We start from the raw sequence: 19278 nt of genomic DNA, 5'->3' as shown, positions 1-19278 counted from the left end.
CCACGGACGTTGCCGACGGTCAGCCGCGGCTGATCAGAGGAGGGCCTGACCGCCCCATCGAGGCGCTTCGCCCATCCACAGCGCCTGACCGTTGATCGCCTCACCGGCGTCACTGGCCAGGAAGACCACGTATGCGCCGAGGTCCGAGGGGCTGGCGGCCCGCACCGGCGGATCGTAGGTCGGCATGTCGGCGAAGAGCGTCACGCCTTCCTGCTCCGCCAGTTCTCGTAGGATCCGTCCCCGTTCACCACCCGAGATCGCGCCGGGCACCAGACAGTTGACCCGGATCCCGAAGGCCCGGTTCTCCATCGACAGCGTCTCGGTGAGGTTGAGGATGGCCGCCTTCGTCGCCCCGTACACGGCTCGGTTGGGGAAGCCGCGCGTGCCGTTCACCGACGACACGTTGCAGATGAATCCGGACCGCTGCTGCTGCATGTGTGGCAACGCGTACTTGCTGCACAGGAAGACGCTGTCCAGGTTGATGCGGACGCCGTTCTGCCAGCGCTCGTACGGCATCGACACCACCGGTCCGGGCGGATCGATCCAGGCCACCGTGTTCACCAGGATGTCCAGTCCGCCGAACCGATCGACGGTGTCACCGATCATCGTCTCCACGGCCGGTTCGAACGACACGTCCGTGGAGAGGGCCAGTGACTCCACGCCCAGCGCCGCGATCTTGCCGGCCACCGCCTGTGCTGCCTCCGGGTTGAGGTCGGCGACGGCCACGCGGGCACCGTGCGCCGCCAACGCCACCGCGATCCCTTCGCCGGCGCCTCGCCCTGCGCCGGTCACGAGACAACGACTGTTTCGGAGATCCACGCTGACCCCTGGTTGTTCGACATGTCGAATGACGTTCGATGGATCATGCTGTCAGCCGCCCCAGAGGGTGTCAATGGCTCGGCGTTCGTCGTTCCAGAAGAACGGAGAGAGCACGACAGGTCGCGGTCGTGGACCGGGCAGTGACCGAGTTTGGTCACGAAAGTGATTGAACCACAATGCATCCTGGAAGGGACCGGTGCGCAGGTGCGTCGATGGTTCGCCGCCGGAACATTTCTACACGAACGAGCGCGAGCGCTGTCGTCCGGGTCACCGGGGATTCGTGGAAGCATTCACACACCGGTTCCGGGCCCAACCGGATCCGGTGTGCCCCGGCCTACCGCCGGATCGAGTCCAGGTGGTCGGCGATCCGCCCGATCGCCTCGGTCAGGGTGTCCACGTCGGGCAGGGTGACCAGCCGGAAGTGGTCCGGTTCGAACCAGTTGAATCCGGTGCCGTGGGTGACGAGCAACTTCTTGGCGCGGAGCAGGTCGAGCACGAAGGCCTCATCGTCGGTGATGCCGAACTGCTCGACGTCGAGCTTGGGGAAGCAGTAGAGCGCCCCGTGCGGCTCCACGCAGCTGACCCCGTCGATCTGGTTCAGCAGCTTCCACGCCGTCTTGGACTGCTCGTGGAACCGGCCGCCGGGCACGATGTACTCGTTGATCGACTGGTAACCGCCGAGGGCGGTCTGGATGGCGTGCTGACCCGGGACGTTCGCGCACATCCGCATGTTGGCCAGCAGGGTCAGCCCCTCGAGGAAACTGGTCGCCCGGTGTTGCGGTCCGGAGATCATCACCCACCCCGCGCGGTACCCGCACACCCGGTACGCCTTGGACAGCCCGCTGAAGGTCAGGCACAACACGTCGTTGCCGGCGTCGGCCGCCGCGTGGTGATGGGTGGCCCCGTCGAAAAGGATCTTCTCGTAGATCTCGTCGGACAGGACGACCAGATCGTGCCGCCGGGCGATGTCGACCAGCGCCCGCACCGTCTCCCGGCTGTACACCGCGCCGGTCGGGTTGTTCGGATTGATGAGCACCAGGGCCCGGGTGCGGTCGGTGATCTTCGCTTCGATGTCCTCGAGATCGGGCATCCACTCGTCGGTCTCATCGCAGCGGTAGTGCACCGGCCGGCCGCCCGACAGGGAGACGGCCCCGGTCCACAGCGGGTAGTCCGGGGCCGGGACCAGGACCTGGTCGCCGTCGTCGACCAGTGCCTGGAGCACCATGGTGATCAGTTCGGAGACGCCGTTGCCGATGAAGACGTCGTCCACGGTCGTGCCGGTCAGACCTCGGGACTGGTAGTACTGCGCGACGGCCGTGCGCGCCGAGTAGATGCCGCGGGAGTCCGAGTAGCCCTGCGCCTCCGGCAGGCTGTGGACCATGTCGGCGACGATCGACTCCGGCGCCTCGAAGCCGAACGGCGCCGGATTGCCGACGTTCAGCTTGAGGATCCGGTGCCCCTCGGCCTCGAGGCGGTGTGCCTCGACCAGGAGCGGTCCCCTGACGTCGTACCGGACGTGCTGCAGCTTCCTGCTCTGGACGATCTCCCGCATCCCAGGAGTCTGACAGGCGGTCAGTGGCGCACCGACGCCAGCAGCGCCGCGGTCCGGCTCTGCACCGAACGGTAGGCCGCGCCCACGGCGCCGATCGAGCACCACGAGCCGATCGAACCGATCGAACACGCCGACCCGATCGACAGGATCGAGCACCACGAGCCGATGGACAGCACCGAGCCGGCGGAACCGATCGACAGCACCGAGCCGGCGGAACCGATCGAGAGCACGGAGCCGCTGGATCCGATCGACAGGATCGACCCGACCGACCCGATGGACAGCAGCGAGCCGGTCGAGCCGAACGACCGCCAGGAACCCACCGGACCGGTGCGGTCCTTGCGGATGGCCGGCCACGGCCCGTGGGCCCGGGACGCCCAGGTGGGGTGCACGAGCTGCACGGCAGCGGTCATGCGGGCATGCTGCCGCACCCACGGGCGCCCTGCTGGATGGTGCTTCCGGGCGAGTCGCTCACGAGCGACGGATCAGTGGGCGATGTACTCGGCCAGGTGCTGCCCGGTGAGCGTGCTGCGGTCGGCCACCAGCTCGGCCGGGGTGCCCTCGAACACCACCCGTCCACCGTCGTGCCCGGCCCCCGGACCCAGATCGATGATCCAGTCGGCGTGTGCCATGACGGCCTGGTGGTGCTCGATCACGATCACCGACTTGCCGGCGTCGACCAGCCGGTCCAGCAGGGCCAGCAGCTGCTCGACATCGGCCAGGTGCAGGCCGGAGGTCGGCTCGTCGAGCACGTAGACCCCGCCCTGCTCCCCCATCTGCACGGCCAGCTTGAGCCGCTGCCGCTCGCCCCCGGACAGCGTGGTGAGGGGCTGGCCGAGACTCACGTAGCCCAGACCGACGTCGACCAGCCGGTCCAGGATCCTGTGCGCGGCCGGGGTCTTCGCGTCGCCGGCGGCGAAGAACGCCCCGGCGTCACGGACCGACATACCCAGCACCTCGGCGATGTTCCGGCCGCCGAAGGTGTATTCCAGCACCTCGGCCTGGAACCGCCGTCCTTCGCAGACCTCGCAGGTGGTGGCGACCCCGGCCATCATGCCCAGGTCGGTGTAGATGACCCCCGCGCCGTTGCAGTTCGGGCAGGCACCCTCGGAGTTGGCGCTGAACAGGGCCGGCTTCACGCCGTTGGCCTTGGCGAACGCCTTGCGGATGGGTTCCAGCAGTCCGGTGTACGTCGCCGGGTTGCTTCGCCGGGACCCGCGGATGGCAGTCTGGTCGACCACGACGACGCCGTCCCGCTCGGCCACCGATCCGTGGATGAGCGAGCTCTTGCCCGATCCGGCCACCCCGGTCACCACGACCAGCACCCCCAGCGGGATGTCCACGTCGACCGACTGCAGGTTGTGGGCGGCGGCGCCGCGCACCTCCAGGGCACCCGAGGAGGTGCGCACCGATTCCTTGAGCCGGGCGCGGTCGTCCAGGTGCCGGCCGGTGAGGGTGCCGCTGGCCCGGAGCTCGTCGACGGTGCCCTCGAACACCACCTCACCCCCGGCGGGGCCGGCGCCCGGCCCGAGATCGACCACGTGGTCGGCGATCGCGATGGCCTCCGGCTTGTGCTCGACCACCAGCACCGTGTTGCCCTTGTCGCGCAGTTGCCGCAGCAGGTCGTTCATGCGCTGGATGTCGTGCGGGTGCAGGCCGATGGTCGGCTCGTCGAACACGTAGGTGATGTCGGTGAGCGCGGACCCGAGATGACGGATGAGCTTGGTGCGCTGGGCCTCGCCGCCGGAGAGGGTGCCGGAGGCGCGGTCCAGCGCGAGGTAACCGAGTCCGATGCCGACGAACGAGTCGAGCGTCTCCTGCAGCGCGGTCAGCAGCGGCGCCACCGATGGCTGCCGCAGGCCGCGCACCCATTCGGCCAGGTCGCTGATCTGCATGGCGCAGGCGTCGGCGATGCTGATGCCCTTGATCTTGGAGGACCGCGCCGGCTCGGCCAGTCGGGTGCCGTCGCAGTCCGGGCAGGTGGTGAAGGTGGCCACCCGCTCGACGAAGGCGCGGATGTGCGGCTGCAGCGCGTCGATGTCCTTGGAGAGGAACGACTTCTGGATGGACGGGATGAGTCCGGTGTAGGTCAGGTTGATGCCCTCGACCTTGATCTTGGTCGGCTCCTTGTGGAGCAGGTCGTGCAGTTCCTTCTTGGTGAACCGCTTGATCGGTTTGTCCGGGTCGAAGAAGCCGGACTGCCGGAAAATGCGGCCGTACCAGCCGTCCATGCTGTACCCGGGGATGGTGATGGCGCCCTCGTTGAGGCTCTTGGTCTCGTCGTACAGCTCGGTCAGGTCGATGTCGTTGACCGACCCGCGCCCCTCGCACCGGGAGCACATGCCACCCAGGACACTGAACTCGCGCCGCTCCTTGGTGGTCTGGCCGGCCTTCTCGGTCGTCACCGCCCCGGCGCCGCTCATCGAGGCGACGTTGAACGAGAACGCCTGCGGTGGACCGATGTGCGGGGTGCCGAGGCGGCTGAACAGGATGCGCAGCATCGCGTTGGCGTCGGTGGCGGTGCCCACCGTGGACCGCGGATCGGCGCCCATCCGCTCCTGGTCGACGATGATCGCCGTGGTCAGCCCCTCGAGCACGTCGACGTCCGGGCGCGACCGGCTCGGCATGAAGCCCTGGACGAACGCGCTGTAGGTCTCATTGATCAGCCGCTGCGACTCCGCGGCGATGGTGCCGAAGACCAGCGAGCTCTTGCCCGAGCCGGACACCCCGGTGAAGACGGTCAACCGCCGCTTGGGCAGTTCGACGGTGACGTCCTTGAGGTTGTTCTCCCGGGCGCCGTGCACCCGGATGAGGTCGTGTCCGTCGGCGGCGTGCGCCACGTCGGGATCGCTGCCACTGCGGGACCGGGCTGCCGTGCTCATGCCGAACTCCGTCTCCTCCGGACCGCACGGCCCGGGCTGCGCTGAGCGCCGGACCGGGGATCCGGTCCGGCGCTCGGTGGTGTGCGTGCCCTCCTGCAGACTGCCCGGTCGGCCGGAACTGTTCGGTCCGGACGGAACTGTTCGGTCCAGACGGGCGCGGTCAGGACTGCTGGATCCGGATCAGGTTGCCCGCGGGGTCACGCACGGCGCAATCCCTGATGCCGTACGGCTGATCCGTCGGCTCCTGCACGACCTCGCCGTCCCCGGCCTGCACCCGCTCGAAGGTGCTCTCAAGGTCCTTGGTGGCCAGGATGATGCTGGCGTAGGTGCCCTTGGCCATCATCGCGGTGATGACCCGGCGTTCCTCGTCGGTGACACCCGGATCGACGGCCGGTGGGTGCAGGACGATCGACATGGGCTGCCCGACGGGCCCCACAGTGATCCACCGCATGCCCTCGTAGCCGACGTCCAGGCGGACCTCGAAGCCCAGGGTGTCGCGGTAGAAGGCCAGCGAGGCCTCGGGATCGCTGTGCGGCAGGAACGTCTGGGCGATGGTGATGGCGGCGGCGGTGCCGCTGTGACTGGTCATGCGATCACGCTAGGTGCGGCGCCCGGACGGGCGCTTCTCGATTCCTGACCGGTCGGGTCACCTGGCTGACCACGCAGGACGGCATGCCGGCGGTGGCCTGCGCCGCCTGCTGCCGGTAGACGCTCGGCGGCACACCGACCAGTTCGGTGAAGCGGGTGCTGAACGTTCCGAGCGAGGAGCAGCCGACGGCGAAGCACACCTCGGTGACACTGAGGTCGCCGCGCCGCAGCAGCGCCATCGCCCGCTCGATGCGCCGGGTCATCAGGTAGGCGTACGGCGATTCACCGTAGGCCCGGCGGAACTCGCGGCTCAGGTGCCCGGCCGACAGGTGGACGCCGCCGGCCAACGCCTCGACGTCCAACGGCTGGGCGTACTCGCGATCGATGCGGTCCCGGACCCGGCGCAACCGCGCCAGGTCCTGCAGGTGGGGCGACGCACCGGGCGAACTGGTCACACCCGGATCCTGCCAGCCCACGGCACCGCTGCCCAGGCCGGTGGGACCGGCGTGCGAGCGTCTGCGGCCGGGAACGGTCCGCGATCGGGTCCGCTCCCGACCAGGATGCCGTTCCGCCGGTCGGGACCAGGACGGCGCGGATCCTGACCGACCGTGGTCGCAGGGGTGCCCCGGATGGGAGGACGGGCCGTCCGATCCGGTGGACCTCCCCCGGATGCGTTGAGCTCGGCTCGACCCACTGCTACGCTCGGTTCCGTAGCCGAGACAGAGAGTGTTGGACCGGTGGTCGGGGTTCTCCCGATGTTCGCACCGCAGACCTCTGATCGGCAGTTCGGCGGACAGCCGAGGTCCCTCACGGATGCATCGCCACCGATGGACCGACCGGCCCGCCCACCCCGTGACCGCCTGACGGTCGCGCACACCGGCTCCTGGCAGCCGTGACACCGTACCCGGCCCTTCGCGGCCGGCTGTTCCCGGACGGCGTCCGACCGACGTCGCGCTGATCCGTCCGGGCTTCCTGGCGCGTCGACCCCTGCCGTCGCCGTGCCGTCGACTCCCCCGCTGTGCCGTCCCATGCCTGTCCGGACCACCGAACCCAGAGGTGACCCACCATGTCCCGCACCCGTCCACGCACCGCTCCCACCGAGCGACGTCGTCTCCGCAGCGCCCTCTCTCGGTTCGGGGTGCTGACCGCGACCGCTGCACTGCTCGGAACGGCAGCGCTGGCAACGGCTCCCGCCGCGAGCGCGGCGACGTCCTACACCGCGACCGCGGTCTCGGCCAAGGTGACCGGCACCTCGGTGACAGCGACGGCCAAGATCGCCTCGAGCGCCTCGGTGACCGCGCAGTACGTCGGCGTCTGTGCCCGGACCTCCAACGGCGGCGGCGCGGACTTCGCATTCGACTCCGGCGCCGTCACCTCGGCGGGACGCGTGGTCACCAAGACCAAGACCATGAACTACGGCACCTACACCTACTGGCCGTGCCTGAAGGTCAACGGCACCTGGACCGACCTGGGTCCCAAGCAGAGCTTCACCGTGAGCCCACCCGCACCGCCGGCCGCGGCGCCGGCCGGAACCAACTACGGCGTGACCGATCTCACCGCCAAGGTCGACGGCACCTCGGTCACCGTGTCGGCGAAGTTCACCGCCAGCAACCCGGTCACCGCCCAGTCGGTCGGATTCTGCGCCCGTGACGAGGCGGGCTTGAACGCCGACTTCGCCTTCGACTCCGGTGCCGTCAACGCCGCCGGCAAGGTGGTCAGCAAGACCAAGAGCTACACCCCGGGCAGCTACTCGTACTGGCCGTGCATCAAGGTCGGCAACACGTGGACCGACATCGGCTCGAAGAAGGGCTTCCGCGTCGCGGATCCGAAGGTGGCCGAGGCGGTCAAGGCCAACACCTCGCTGCCGATCGGTGATCAGCCGGGCTGGAAGCAGGTGTTCACCGAGGACTTCACCACCGACGTGGCCCAGGGCGGCTTCCCCGGCCCGTACGCCGACAAGTGGACGACCTACGACGGTTTCAACGACACCACCGGCAACGGTCGCTACAACGACGACATCATCTCGACCAGCAACGGCGTGCTGGACATCAACCTCAGGTCCATGAACGGCAAGCCGCAGGTGTCGGCACCGGTGCCGCTGGTGTCCGGGGCCTGGGGCGGACAGAAGTACGGCAAGTTCAGTGTCCGGTTCCGCGCCGACGCGCTGCAGGGCTACAAGACCGCGTGGCTGCTCTGGCCGACCAGTGGCAACTGGAACGAGGGTGAGATCGACTTCCCGGAGGGCGAGCTCAACGGCAACATGTGGGGCTTCAACCACTGCCCCGGCAACCCGGCCAACAACTGCGGCTGGGTGAACACCTACACCGGCTTCACCGACTGGCACATCGCGACCATCGAGTGGACCCCGAAGGCGGTCAAGCTGATCCTGGACGGCGAGACGCTGCTGAACCAGACGACCAACGTCCCGCAGAACCCGATGCACTGGGTCCTGCAGACGGAGACCACCAGCAACCCGAACCTCACCGTCTCCGGCAAGGTCCAGATCGACTGGGCGACGGTCTACAGCTACAACCCGTGAGCTGAGCTCGCGGCTCGACCACCGCACGCGGCGACCGGCACTCCTCCATGCCGGTGGCCGCGTGCGGCGTCGTGCCGGGGGTTCCGGCGGTTCAGTCCCCCTCGAGCGGCGCGGCCTGCCCGGTGACCGTCATGTACCCCCAGGTGCCGAACAGACCGACGTACGCGACACCGAGCGCGAAGAACGGCGTCGCGCCGCCGGACGCCCCGGCCAGCAGGTCCTCGGACAGTTCGACGTCGTCGGACACCACCGGCGGCAGCGGGAGCACGACCTGGTGCGGTGCGACCTCGACCACCCGGACGCGAACGCCGTCGGCCACCGGGACCCCGGCGGCCAGCAGCGCGGCGCGGGGATCGGCCAAGACCTCGGCCCGGTACGCCGCGTCGACGGCGGTCCGCCGACGGAGTTCCTGCAACGCTGCCGCCCCGGGCGCGGCGGTGTTCCCCGGGACGGTGCTCGGATCGCTGTTCATGACGCTCCCGTCGAGTGGATCGGTGCTGGTGGTCGCGATGACCAGGCGCCATCGAGATCAACTGTAGGTGACTCATTGGTGACGATGTGTCACGGCATCGGGATGGGAGCATGGGCGCCGTGCCCGCTCCCGCCGCGCGACCGTCCATCGCCGTCACCGGCTCCACGGGCCGACTCGGCGGCCGGGTCGCCCGCCGGCTCGCCGATCGTGGGACCCGGCAACGACTGCTGGTCCGGGACGTCGCCCGCGCCCCGCAGCTGCCCAGGGTGGACGTGGCCGTGGCGCCCTACGACCGTCCGGACGCGGTCCGCGACACCCTGACCGGCGTGCCGACCGTGTTCATGGTCTCCGCCTCCGAGTCCCCGGACCGGGTCGACCAGCACCGCAGCTTCGTCGACGCCGCGGTGGCCGCCGGCGTCGGACACCTGGTCTACCTGTCGTTCCTGGGCGCGGCGCCCGACGCCACGTTCACCCTGGCCCGCGACCACTGGGCCACCGAGGAGCACATCCGGGCCAGCGGACTGCCGTTCACCTTCCTGCGGGACAGCCTGTACGCGGACTTCCTGCCCGGCATGATCGGCGATGACGGGGTGCTGCGCGGGCCGGCCGGCGACGGCCGGGTCGCCGCGGTGGCCCAGGACGACGTCGCGGACGTGGCGACCGCGGTGCTGACCGATCCAGCGGCGTTCGCCGGGACCACGTTGGAACTGACCGGCCCGCAGGCGCTCTCGCTCGCCGAGGTGGCCGCCGTCATCGCGGCGGCGTCGGAACGCGACATCCGGTACCAGCCGGAGACGGTGGCCGAGGCGTTCGCCTCTCGAGCCGGCTCCGGTGCCCCGGACTGGCAGATCGCCGCCTGGGTGTCGACCTACACGGCCATCGCGGCCGGGGAGCTGGCGCTGGTGACGGACACCGTCGAGCGGATCACCGGACGGCCGGCGACCACGGTCGAGCAGGTGGTGGCCGCCTCCTCCTGAGTCGGCCGGCTCAGTGCAGGTGCCGCTGCCAGTCGGCCGGCACCGCCCCGGCCGGCCCGGGTGCCGGCTGGTCGGCCGGGCGCGAGGTCGGCGCCGCCAGCGCCGGGCCCCGGGCGTACCCCTCCTGCGGGTAGCTCCAGAACCAGTCCTCGCCCGGCTCGAAACTCTGGATGATCGGGTGCCCGGTCTCGGCCGAGTGCGCGCTGGCGTGCTGGGACGGCGAGCTGTCGCAGCACCCGACGTGGCCGCACTCGGCGCAGCGCCGCAGATGGAACCACCACCCACTGCCCTGGCCCCCCAGGCACTCCACGCATCCGGTGCCGCTGGGCGGCACCTCCGGATCGATGCCGGTGCCGGTCATGACGCCTCCAGGTCGGTCGCGGGTGCGGAGAGGGTGGGCGGGGTGGCCGGTGTGGCGGGCACCCAGGACAACGGCAGCGTCACGTCGAACCAGGTGGCGCCAGGTCGGGACCGCACCCGCAGGTCCCCGTGGTGCTTCTTGACCACCACCCGCCAACTGATGTCCAGCCCCAACCCGGTCCCCTGACCCACCGGCTTGGTGGTGAAGAAGGGCTCGAAGATGCGGTCCTGCAACGCCTCCGGCACCCCGGGTCCGGTGTCGCCCACGGAGACGCGGACCTGGTCGCCCAGGGGCTCGGTCCGCAGGGTCAGCGTCCCGGTCCCGTCGACCCCACCCATCGCGTCGATGGCGTTGTCGATCAGGTTGGTCCAGACCTGGTTCAGCTCGGCGGCGTACGCGGGCACCGCGGGCAACGCGCGGTCGTACTCCTTGGCCACCCGCAGGCCCGGGCCGATCTTGCGGCCCATCATCACCAGCGTCGAGTCGAGCAGTTCGTGCACGTCGACCTGCTGGAACGGGGCCCGGTCCAGCTGCGAGTACTGCTTGGCCGAGTTGACCAGGGTGGACACCCGGGTCGTGGCGTCGTGGATCTCGTCGAGCAGTTGCTCGGTCTCCACCGCGTACGCCAGCCAGCGGACCGCGCCCTCCAGCAGGGGGCGTTCGGCACCGCCGACGGTGGACTCGACCCGGTCGAGGAACTCCTGGTCGACCCCGGCCTGGACGAACGTGGGGGCCAGCTCCCAGCCGCCCGACAGGCCGCGCTCGTCGAACCAGTCCCCGATGGCGTCCTCGCGGTCGGCCGCCTCCATCGCCGACAGTTGCCGGTGCTTGCCCGCGGTCTCCACCGCCTCCTCCTGCAGCCCGACCAGGGCGGCCAGCGTGACCCGGTCGAACGGGCCGTCGGCCACCAGCGCCAGCTTGTGCCGCATCCCGGCGACCCGCTCGCGCAGCGACGCGGTGGCCCGCACGGCCGCGGCGGCCGGGTTGTTCAGCTCGTGCGTCAGCCCCGCCGACAGCGAACCCAGCGCCAGCAGCCGTTCCCGCTGCCCGACCGCCTGCTGCGTGGCCTGGTTGCCGTAGAACAGGCCGGCCAGCAGGTGCAGGGCCATCGGGAACCACGTCCGCATGAAGGCGGCGAAGTCCTCGGCCTCCAGCACGAAGAACCGGGACCTGGACAGCGCGCGCAGCGAGTGCAGGTACACCGGCGCCGAGCGCTCCCCCAGGTAGGCCTGGACCGCGCCGGAGTAGCTGCCGCGGTGATCGGTCCGGGTGACCTCGACGTCGTCCTGCCCGACGTGCCGGCTGGTCGCGATGGTCCCCTCCATCAGGATCCACAGCTGCCGGGCCGGCTCGCCCTCCACCAGCAGCACGCCCGGCTCGGCCTCCTCGATCCGGCCCCGTCCGCAGAGCCAGGCCAGCTGCTCGTCGTCCAGCGACTCGAACAGGAACAGGCTGCGCAGCTCGTCGATGTCGCAGCGCACCACCGGGCGCCCCGACACGTCCGACGACTCCGCCGATCCCGACGTGTCCATCGCAGCCATCGCCCTACCGCCGTTCCAGGTACCGGTGCACCAACATCACGGCCATCGCGCCCTCGCCGACCGCGGAGGCCACCCGCTTGGCCGACTCGGCGCGGGCGTCACCGGCCACGAACACACCGGGCAGGCTCGTCTCCAGGTGGTACGGCGGCCGGTCGGCGGGCCAGTCGGTCGGCGCCGCCCCGTCCACCAGCAGGTCGTGCCCGGCCAGCACGAACCCGTGGTCGTCCCGGTGCACCACGCCGTCCAGCCAATCGGTCCGGGGTGCCGCGCCGATGAAGACGAACAGATGGTGGGTGTCGACCACCTCCTGTCGCCCGGTCGCCCGCTCGCACAGGGTGATCCGGTCCAGCCGCTCGTCACCGTGCGCCTCGATGACCTCGGTGCCGGTGCGGACCCGGATGTTGTCGATCCCGGCGAGTTGCTGGATCAGGTAGTACGACATCGACGCCTCCAACGACGACGCCCGGACCACCAGCGTGACCGTCCGCGCGTGCCGGGCGAAGAACACCGCCGCCTGACCGGCTGAGTTGGCGCCGCCGACGATGTAGACGTCGTCGCCGGTGCAGGCCGCGGCCTCGGTGACGGCCGATCCGTAGAACACGCCCCGTCCGGTCAGCTCGGCCAGGCCGGGTGCGGCCAGCTGCCGGTAGGCGACGCCGGTGGCCAGGATGACCGCGTGCGCGTCGAGCGTGGAACCGTCGGCGAAGCTCAGCGTCCGGGCCGGCCCGGTGGCGGTGAGGCCGGTGACCTTGCGGGTGGTCACGAACTCGGCGCCGAACTTGGCCGCCTGCCGTCGGGCCCGGTCGGTGAGCTGGGCGCCGGAGACGCCGTCCGGGAACCCCAGGTAGTTCTCGATCCGTGAGCTCTGCCCGGCCTGGCCCCCGGCGGCCAGGTACTCGACCAGGATGGTCTTGAGGCCCTCGGACGCGCCGTAGACGGCGGCGCCCAGCCCGGCCGGGCCGGCCCCGATGACGGCCAGGTCGTACAGGTCGTGGGCCGGGGTGGTGGACAACCCGACCCGCGCGGCCAGCTCGCCGTCGGTCGGTTCGACCAGCGGCTCGCCGTCCGCGCAGATGACCACGGGCAGCCGGTGGTCGTCGGCGCGGGCCGCCTGCAGCATCCGGCGCCCTTCGGGCTCGTCGGACGGGAACCACCGGTAGGGCACCTGGTTGCGAGCCAGGAATTCCCGGACCTGGGACGAGCGAGCCGACCAGCGGTGGCCGACCACCTTGACCGACGGCACCACCCGGCCGGCCGCGAACGACTGCCGCCAGCCCGCCAGCTGTTCGTCCAGGACCGGGTAGAGCTTCTCCTCGGGCGGATCCCACGGCTTGAGCAGGTAGTGGTCGAGGTCGACGACGTTGATCGCGGTGATGGCCGCGTCGGTGTCCGCGTAGGCGGTGAGCAGGATGCGGCGGGCGGTGGGGAACAGATCCATGGCCTGCTCGAGGAACTCGATGCCTGACATCCCGGGCATCCGGTGGTCCGCGACCAGCGCGGCGACCTGGTCGCCGCGGAGCTTGATCTCGCGCAGCGCCTCGAGGGCCTGCGCCCCGGACTCGGCCCGCACGATGCGGTACTGCTCGCCATAGCGGCGGCGCAGATCCCGGGCCACCGCCCGGGACACGCTCGGATCGTCGTCGACGGTGAGGACGGCCGGGCGACCGGGACCCGTGGGGTCGCTCACCGAGCAGTCCGGACGCGGTCGGCGGCGGTGGTTCGCCGGGTGAGGCTGATCACCCAGGCAGCGTAGGCGTGCGCCCTCCGCACGGACAGGCCCGTCCGCGATCGGCGAACACGCGGGTCTGCTGGGGCCGGACCACCCGATCGTGCGGTGGTCACGCAGTGCGACGGCGAACCGTGGACGAACGAATGGTCGTGTGCGATAGTCCGTACCCGGTACCACATCCGCCGCGTTCCTCCGCACGGCCGGCCACCACCCGGCGATGACACCGACGTCATCCCCGGTGCCGGCCGGGGTCCGCGGCGTCCATCCGGATCACAACGACGTGACCTCTGGAGGCCCAGGACCATGACCCGTCCCACCATCCGATCGTCGGCGCCGGTGCGCGCCCGACACCGCACCCGCCGATGGATCGGCCTGGCCGCCGCCGCCGCGCTGGCCCTGTCGGCCTGCGGGGGCAACTCGTCCCCGGGCGACGAGGGAGGCGGAGGCGGCGGCGTGCAGAGCGCCTCCGCCGGCCAGGAGGACATCGGCAAGAACGCCGATCAGCTCGATCCCAACGGCACCTTCCGGTACGTGTTCGTGCAGAACCCGTCCACCTTCGACCCCCACCGGTCCGCCAACCCGTGGGACCTGATCTTCTTCCGGCTCGTCTACGACCAGTTGATCATGGAGGACGAGAACGGCGATCTGGTACCACAACTCGCCACCGAGTGGGAGTTCGTGGACGACGAGACCGCGCTGGTGATGAAGCTGCGGGACGACGTCGACTTCATCGACGGCACGCATTTCGACGCCGCTGCGGTGAAGGCCAACCTGGATCGCGCCATGACCGCCGAGGTCAGTGTGCTCAAGGGCTCGCTGGCCCGGGTGAACGACATCGAGGTGGTCGACGAGTACACGGTGCGCGTCAACCTCAAAGGCCCCGGCGGCAACCTACCCGCGCTGTTCAGCGGCACCGCCGGCACCATCATCAGCCCGACCGCGCTGGACAACCCTGACCTGGACATCAATCCGGTCGGGTCGGGCATGGCCACCCTGACCGAGTACATCCCCGGTCAGGTGACCCGGTACGACCGCAACCCCGACTACTGGGACCCGGACATGGCCAAGGCGGCCAAGTACGAGATCCTGGTCCAGACCTCGGCTCCCACCCGGCTCAACATGCTGCAGACCGGTCAGGCCGAGCTGACCTACCTCGACCCGTCCCAGGCCGACCAGGCCGTGGCGGCCGGGCTGAACACCGCCCCGTCCAAGAGCCTGTCGGTCATGGGGTTCACCATGAACACCGACAAGCCGCCGTTCGACGACTACCGGGTGCGCAAGGCGATGGAACACGCCATCGACCGCCAGGCCATCGTCGACGGTGTCTTCTTCGGGATCGGAACGCCCGTCGCGCAGTACATGCCGCCGTCCTACTGGGCCTACAACCCGGACGTCACCCCGGACAACCCGGAGTACGCCCACGACCCGGAGAAGGCCAAGCAGCTCCTGGCCGAGGCCGGCTATCCGGACGGTGTCGACTTCGAGATGCTGGTGCCCGGTCTCGATGACCACCGCGCCGTGGCCGAGGCCCTGGTGCCGATGCTCGAGGCGGTCGGCCTGCGCGCCAGCACTCGGGTGATCGAGTCGCCCACCACCGGCGTCACCTTCTACAGCCGCCAGGAGGGCAACGGCTTCCCCGGCATGGGTGCGCCGTTCCAGGACCCGACCGGTCCGTACCAGACCAGCCTGCCCGGTCAGTTCTCCAATCCGTGGAACACCACCACGACGGAGTTCCAGGAGGCGTGGCTGGACGCGCTCAAGGGCGCGACGCGGGAGGCTCGCATCCCGGCCATCCACCGGATGGTGCTGGAGGAGAAGAAGATCATGAAGGGCTTCCCTCTGCACGCCCACTTCCCGCCGAGCGCGTGGACCGACAAGGCGGTCTTCCCCGAGGGCTACCAGCCGGCATACGCACCACATTTCCGCGGTGTCGGCGTGACCGCAGGCTGATCGCGACGAGGTGCAGGACCCCCGGCCGCCGGCCGGGGGTCCTGTGCGCCACATGGTCGCACCGGATCCCGCGCAGCTCCGGTCGTCCAGCACCTGCACGTCAGTCCACCGCTGCGCGGGCCCGCCGGGACCGTACCGGTCCGGGACCCACACCGACGAAGATCACCACCCGGTGATCACCAAGGACGGACCATGAGTCGATCAGCACTGTCGTTGCGACGCACTCGATCCCGCACCCTGATGGCGTTGGTCGCCGCCGGGGCCCTGGTGCTGTCCGCCTGCGGCGGCGGCTCGGACGACTCCGGAGGCGGTGACGGTGGCGGAGGCGCCACCGGCGGCGTCACGGCCGGCGACGCCGCCGGGGCGAACGCCGACCAGCTCGATCCGAACGGCACCTTCCGGTACGTGTTCGTGCAGAATCCCTCGTCGTTCGACCCGCACCGGTCCGCCAATGCGTGGGACATGATCTTCTTCCGGATGGTCTACGACCAGTTGATCATGGAGAACGCGGCGGGTGAGCTGGTGCCCGGGCTGGCCACCGAGTGGGAGTTCGTCGACGACAACACCGCCCTGGTGTTCACCCTCCGGGACGACGTCGACTTCATCGACGGCAGCCACTTCGACGCCGAGGTGGTCAAGGCCAACATCGAGCGGGCCAAGAACCTGCCCGAGAGCGTGCTCAAGGGACAGTTGGAGCGCGTGGCCGACGTCGAGGTGGTCGACGAGTACACCGTGCGCGTCAATCTCTCCGGTCCGGGCGGCAACCTGCCGGCTCTGTTCTCCGGCGGTGCGGGCTCGATGATCAGCCCCGAGGCGCTGGACAACCCGGATCTGGACATCAATCCGGTCGGGTCCGGGTTCGCCAAGCTCACCGAGTATATCCCCGGTCAGGTCACCCGGTACGACCGCAACGAGGACTACTGGGATCCGGAGGCGGCCAAGGCGGCCAAGTACGAGGTGCTGGTGCAGACCTCGGCGCCCACCCGGCTGAACATGCTGACCACCGGTCAAGCCGAGCTGACCTACCTCGATCCGTCGCAGGCCGAGCAGGCTGCGACGGCCGGGCTGAACACGGCGCCGTCCAAGAGTCTGTCGATCATGTCGGTCCTGGTGAACCCGGGGAAGCCGCCGTTCGACGACTACCGCGTCCGCCAGGCCGTCGAGCACGCCATCGACAAGCAGGGCATCGTCGACGGGGTGTTCTTCGGCATCGGCAGCCCGGTGGCGCAGTACCTGCCGCCCGACCACTGGGCGTTCGACCCCGACGTCACCCCGGAGAACCCGGAGTACGCCTACGACCCGGAGAAGGCACGGCAGTTGCTGGCCGAGGCCGGATATCCCGACGGCGTCGACTTCGAGTTCGTGGTGCCTGGACTGGACGACCACCGGGCCGTGGCCGAGGCCATGGTGCCGATGCTCGCCGAGGTCGGCCTGCGGGCCAACAGCCGGGTGATCGAGGCCCCGACCACCGGCGTGACGTTCTTCTCGCGGCAGGAGGGCAATCTGGTCGTGGGCATGGGGGCGCCCTTCCTGGATCCCAGCCAGGTCTACCAGGGCAGTCTGCCCAACCAGTTCGCCAATCCGTGGAACCTGACCACACCGGAGTACCCACAACTGTGGCTCGACTCGCTGGAGGGATCCAACAACGAGGAACGCATCCCGGCCCTGCATGCGCTGATCGAGGACGAGAAGAAGATCCGGAAGTCGTTCCCGTTGCACCACCACGTGCCGCCGAGTGCCTGGACGGACAAGGCCGTCTTCCCCGAGGGTTACGAGGTCGCCTACGCACCCCACCTTCGCGGCGTCGGCGTCACCGCCTGACGCACCGTCCCCGGACTCATCGCTTCCTTGCCGGACCCCCGGCCGCACCGCGGCCGGGGGGCCTCCGTCTGCGCGCGTCCGACGTCGTCGACTTCAACGCCACCCATTTGTTGCGCCCGACACGAACCATTCGACACGAACGACCGTTCGTTACTGAGTCGTTACGGCGTTCGGGTGCGGCGTTCGTTGCCCGCACCGCGTGATCACGAATACCGTCGGTGCACCGTTGCCGCTGTGCACGGATCCGCCGGGACCAGTTGCGCACCCGGCTCCAACACCCCAACGAGATCACATCGCCGTGATCACGAAGGACGGACCATGAGTCGACCAGCACTGTCGCTGCGCCGCACCCGATCCCGCACCCTGGTGGCACTGGCCGCCGCCGGTGCCCTCGCCCTCTCCGCTTGTGGCGGTGGATCCAACGACTCCGGGAGCGGTGGCGGGGGTGCCACCGGCAGCGTGTCGGCCGGCGATGCCCCCGGATCGAACGTCGACCAGCTCGACCCGAACGGCACCTTCCGTTACGTGTTCGTGCAGAATCCCTCGTCGTTCGACCCGCACCGCTCGGCCAATCCCTGGGACATGATCTTCTTCCGCCTGGTCTACGACCAGCTGATCATGGACGACGGCAACAGCAACCTGCTGCCCGGCCTGGCCACCAGCTGGGAATTCGTGGACGACAACACCGCGATCGAACTGAAACTCCGGGATGACGTCGATTTCATCGACGGTGCGCATTTCAACGCCGAGGTGGTCAAAGGCAACATCGAGCGGGCCAAGAACCTGCCCGAGAGCGTGCTCAAGGGCTCACTGGAGCGGGTCTCCGGCGTCGAGGTGGTCGACGAGTACACCGCCAAGATCCTGCTGTCCGGTCCGGGCGGCAACATCCCGGCCCTGTTGGCCGGCGGTGCCGGTTCGATGATCAGCCCGAACGCGCTGAGCAACACCGACCTGGACATCAATCCTGTCGGCTCAGGCTTCGCCAAGCTCACCGAGTACATCCCCGGTCAGGTCACCCGGTACGACCGCAACGAGGACTACTGGGATCCGGAGGCGGCCAAGGCGGCCAAGTACGAGATCCTGGTGCAGACCTCGGCGCCCACCCGGATGAACATGTTGCAGACCGGTCAGGCCGAACTCACCTACCTCGACCCGTCCCAGGCTGATCAGGCCGTGACCGCCGGGCTGAACACCGCGCCGTCCAAGAGCCTGTCGATCATGTCGGTGAGCATGAACACCGGCAAGCCGCCGTTCGACGACTACCGCGTACGCCAGGCCGCGGAGCACGCCATCGACAAGCAGGGCATCGTCGACGGCGTCTTCTTCGGCATCGGCAACCCGGTCGCGCAGTACCTGCCGCCGGACTACTGGGCGTTCGACAACGACGTCACCCCGGAGAACCCGGAGTACGCCTACGACCCGGAGAAGGCACGGCAGTTGCTGGCCGAGGCCGGCTACCCGGACGGCGTCGACTTCGAGATGCTCGTGCCCGGTCTGGACGACCACCGCGCCGTGGCCGAGGCCCTGGTCCCGATGTTGGAGGCCGTCGGCCTGCGCGCCAGCACCCGGGTGATCGAGGCCCCGACCACCGGCGTCACGTTCTTCGGCCGTCAGGAGGGCAACATGGTCCCCGGCATGGGGGCGCCGTTCCTGGATCCCAGCCAGGCCTACCAGGCCAGCCTGCCGAACCAGTTCGCCAACCCGTGGAACACCACGACGCCGACCTACGAGCAGGACTGGCTGGACTCGCTCGAGGGTGCGACGAACGAGGAGCGCATCCCGGCCCTGCACAAGCTGATCGAGGAGGAGAAGACCATCCGCAAGTCGTTCCCGCTGCACCACCACGTGCCGCCGAGCGCCTGGACGGACAAGGCCGTCTTCCCCCAGGGCTACGAGGTCGCGTACGCACCGAACCTGCGCGGCGTGGGCGTCACCGCCTGAGCTGACCGATCGCCACGGCGCCGGTGTCCCTTCGGGCACCGGCGCCGTCGCGGGGGCGGGGGCCCCAGCACCCCCGCGGCCGCGGCCCGGGGGGGGGGCAACGGGGCCA

15 protein-coding genes are annotated in these 19278 nt (G+C 69.8%); 5 read left to right on the top strand and 10 right to left on the bottom strand.

Translation table 11 applies throughout. The annotated features are described in order from the left end of the window. Positions 1-33: 33 nt before the first annotated feature. From JL106_RS01345 to JL106_RS01320, 6 genes are all read right to left on the bottom strand, one after another. A complete protein-coding gene (locus JL106_RS01345; protein ID WP_328840950.1) occupies positions 34-792 on the bottom strand; it encodes an SDR family NAD(P)-dependent oxidoreductase in 759 nt (252 codons plus the stop codon). 361 nt (positions 793-1153) lie between these two features. Further along, positions 1154-2371, bottom strand: coding sequence for a pyridoxal phosphate-dependent aminotransferase (locus JL106_RS01340; RefSeq protein WP_205258880.1), 1218 nt, complete (start codon positions 2369-2371; stop codon positions 1154-1156). Positions 2372-2391: 20 nt separating this feature from the next. Beyond that, positions 2392-2781, bottom strand: a complete 390-nt coding sequence (locus tag JL106_RS01335; protein ID WP_205258879.1) for a hypothetical protein — start codon at positions 2779-2781, stop codon at positions 2392-2394. 72 nt (positions 2782-2853) lie between these two features. Beyond that, on the bottom strand, positions 2854-5250 hold the full coding sequence (locus JL106_RS01330) for an ATP-binding cassette domain-containing protein (protein WP_205258878.1): 2397 nt from the start codon (positions 5248-5250) through the stop codon (positions 2854-2856). Positions 5251-5410: 160 nt separating this feature from the next. Then, positions 5411-5839 (bottom strand): VOC family protein, encoded by a 429-nt coding sequence (locus JL106_RS01325; RefSeq protein WP_205258877.1) that lies wholly within the window; start codon positions 5837-5839, stop codon positions 5411-5413. A gap of 4 nt (positions 5840-5843) precedes the next feature. Then, positions 5844-6293, bottom strand: a complete 450-nt coding sequence (locus tag JL106_RS01320; protein ID WP_205258876.1) for a helix-turn-helix transcriptional regulator — start codon at positions 6291-6293, stop codon at positions 5844-5846. A 611-nt stretch (positions 6294-6904) separates the two neighbouring features. On the opposite strand from JL106_RS01320, the gene JL106_RS01315 reads away from it, so the two are divergent. Next, positions 6905-8377 (top strand): glycoside hydrolase family 16 protein, encoded by a 1473-nt coding sequence (locus tag JL106_RS01315; protein ID WP_205258875.1) that lies wholly within the window; start codon positions 6905-6907, stop codon positions 8375-8377. A 91-nt stretch (positions 8378-8468) separates the two neighbouring features. Here JL106_RS01315 and JL106_RS01310 read toward each other — a convergent pair whose 3' ends face one another. After that, the gene (locus tag JL106_RS01310; RefSeq protein ID WP_205258874.1) at positions 8469-8849 is read right to left on the bottom strand and encodes a hypothetical protein; all 381 of its coding nucleotides are present in this window, start codon (positions 8847-8849) and stop codon (positions 8469-8471) included. 119 nt (positions 8850-8968) lie between these two features. Between JL106_RS01310 and JL106_RS01305 the strand changes: the two genes are divergently transcribed. Then, positions 8969-9826: an SDR family oxidoreductase gene (locus JL106_RS01305; RefSeq protein WP_328840945.1), complete on the top strand. Its 858-nt coding sequence runs from the start codon at positions 8969-8971 to the stop codon at positions 9824-9826. A 10-nt stretch (positions 9827-9836) separates the two neighbouring features. Here JL106_RS01305 and JL106_RS01300 read toward each other — a convergent pair whose 3' ends face one another. The 3 genes from JL106_RS01300 to JL106_RS01290 are packed head-to-tail and all read right to left on the bottom strand — an operon-like array spanning position 9837 to position 13415. Then, positions 9837-10187, bottom strand: coding sequence for a UBP-type zinc finger domain-containing protein (locus JL106_RS01300; RefSeq protein WP_205258872.1), 351 nt, complete (start codon positions 10185-10187; stop codon positions 9837-9839). After that, complete coding sequence (locus JL106_RS01295) at positions 10184-11719, bottom strand: sensor histidine kinase (RefSeq protein ID WP_205258871.1); 1536 nt, start codon at positions 11717-11719, stop codon at positions 10184-10186. The genes JL106_RS01300 and JL106_RS01295 overlap by 4 nt, the downstream gene beginning before the upstream one ends. Before the next feature lie 13 nt (positions 11720-11732). Next, entirely contained in the window at positions 11733-13415 is a 1683-nt protein-coding gene (locus JL106_RS01290) for an FAD-dependent oxidoreductase (protein ID WP_205258870.1), read from the bottom strand. 345 nt (positions 13416-13760) lie between these two features. Between JL106_RS01290 and JL106_RS01285 the strand changes: the two genes are divergently transcribed. The 3 genes from JL106_RS01285 to JL106_RS01275 all read left to right on the top strand — a co-directional run bounded on the left by JL106_RS01285 (position 13761) and on the right by JL106_RS01275 (position 19169). Then, the gene (locus JL106_RS01285; RefSeq protein WP_205258869.1) at positions 13761-15407 is read left to right on the top strand and encodes an ABC transporter substrate-binding protein; all 1647 of its coding nucleotides are present in this window, start codon (positions 13761-13763) and stop codon (positions 15405-15407) included. Positions 15408-15599: 192 nt separating this feature from the next. After that, positions 15600-17228: an ABC transporter substrate-binding protein gene (locus tag JL106_RS01280; RefSeq protein ID WP_205258868.1), complete on the top strand. Its 1629-nt coding sequence runs from the start codon at positions 15600-15602 to the stop codon at positions 17226-17228. A gap of 318 nt (positions 17229-17546) precedes the next feature. Beyond that, on the top strand, positions 17547-19169 hold the full coding sequence (locus JL106_RS01275) for an ABC transporter substrate-binding protein (protein ID WP_205258867.1): 1623 nt from the start codon (positions 17547-17549) through the stop codon (positions 19167-19169). Positions 19170-19278 lie beyond the last annotated feature (109 nt).

This window comes from Nakamurella leprariae, from assembly GCF_016918035.1.
In the GTDB taxonomy this organism is placed as follows: domain Bacteria; phylum Actinomycetota; class Actinomycetes; order Mycobacteriales; family Nakamurellaceae; genus Nakamurella; species Nakamurella leprariae.
Note: the sequence above shows the minus strand (reverse complement) of the source record. Positions and strands in the feature narration are given on the sequence as shown.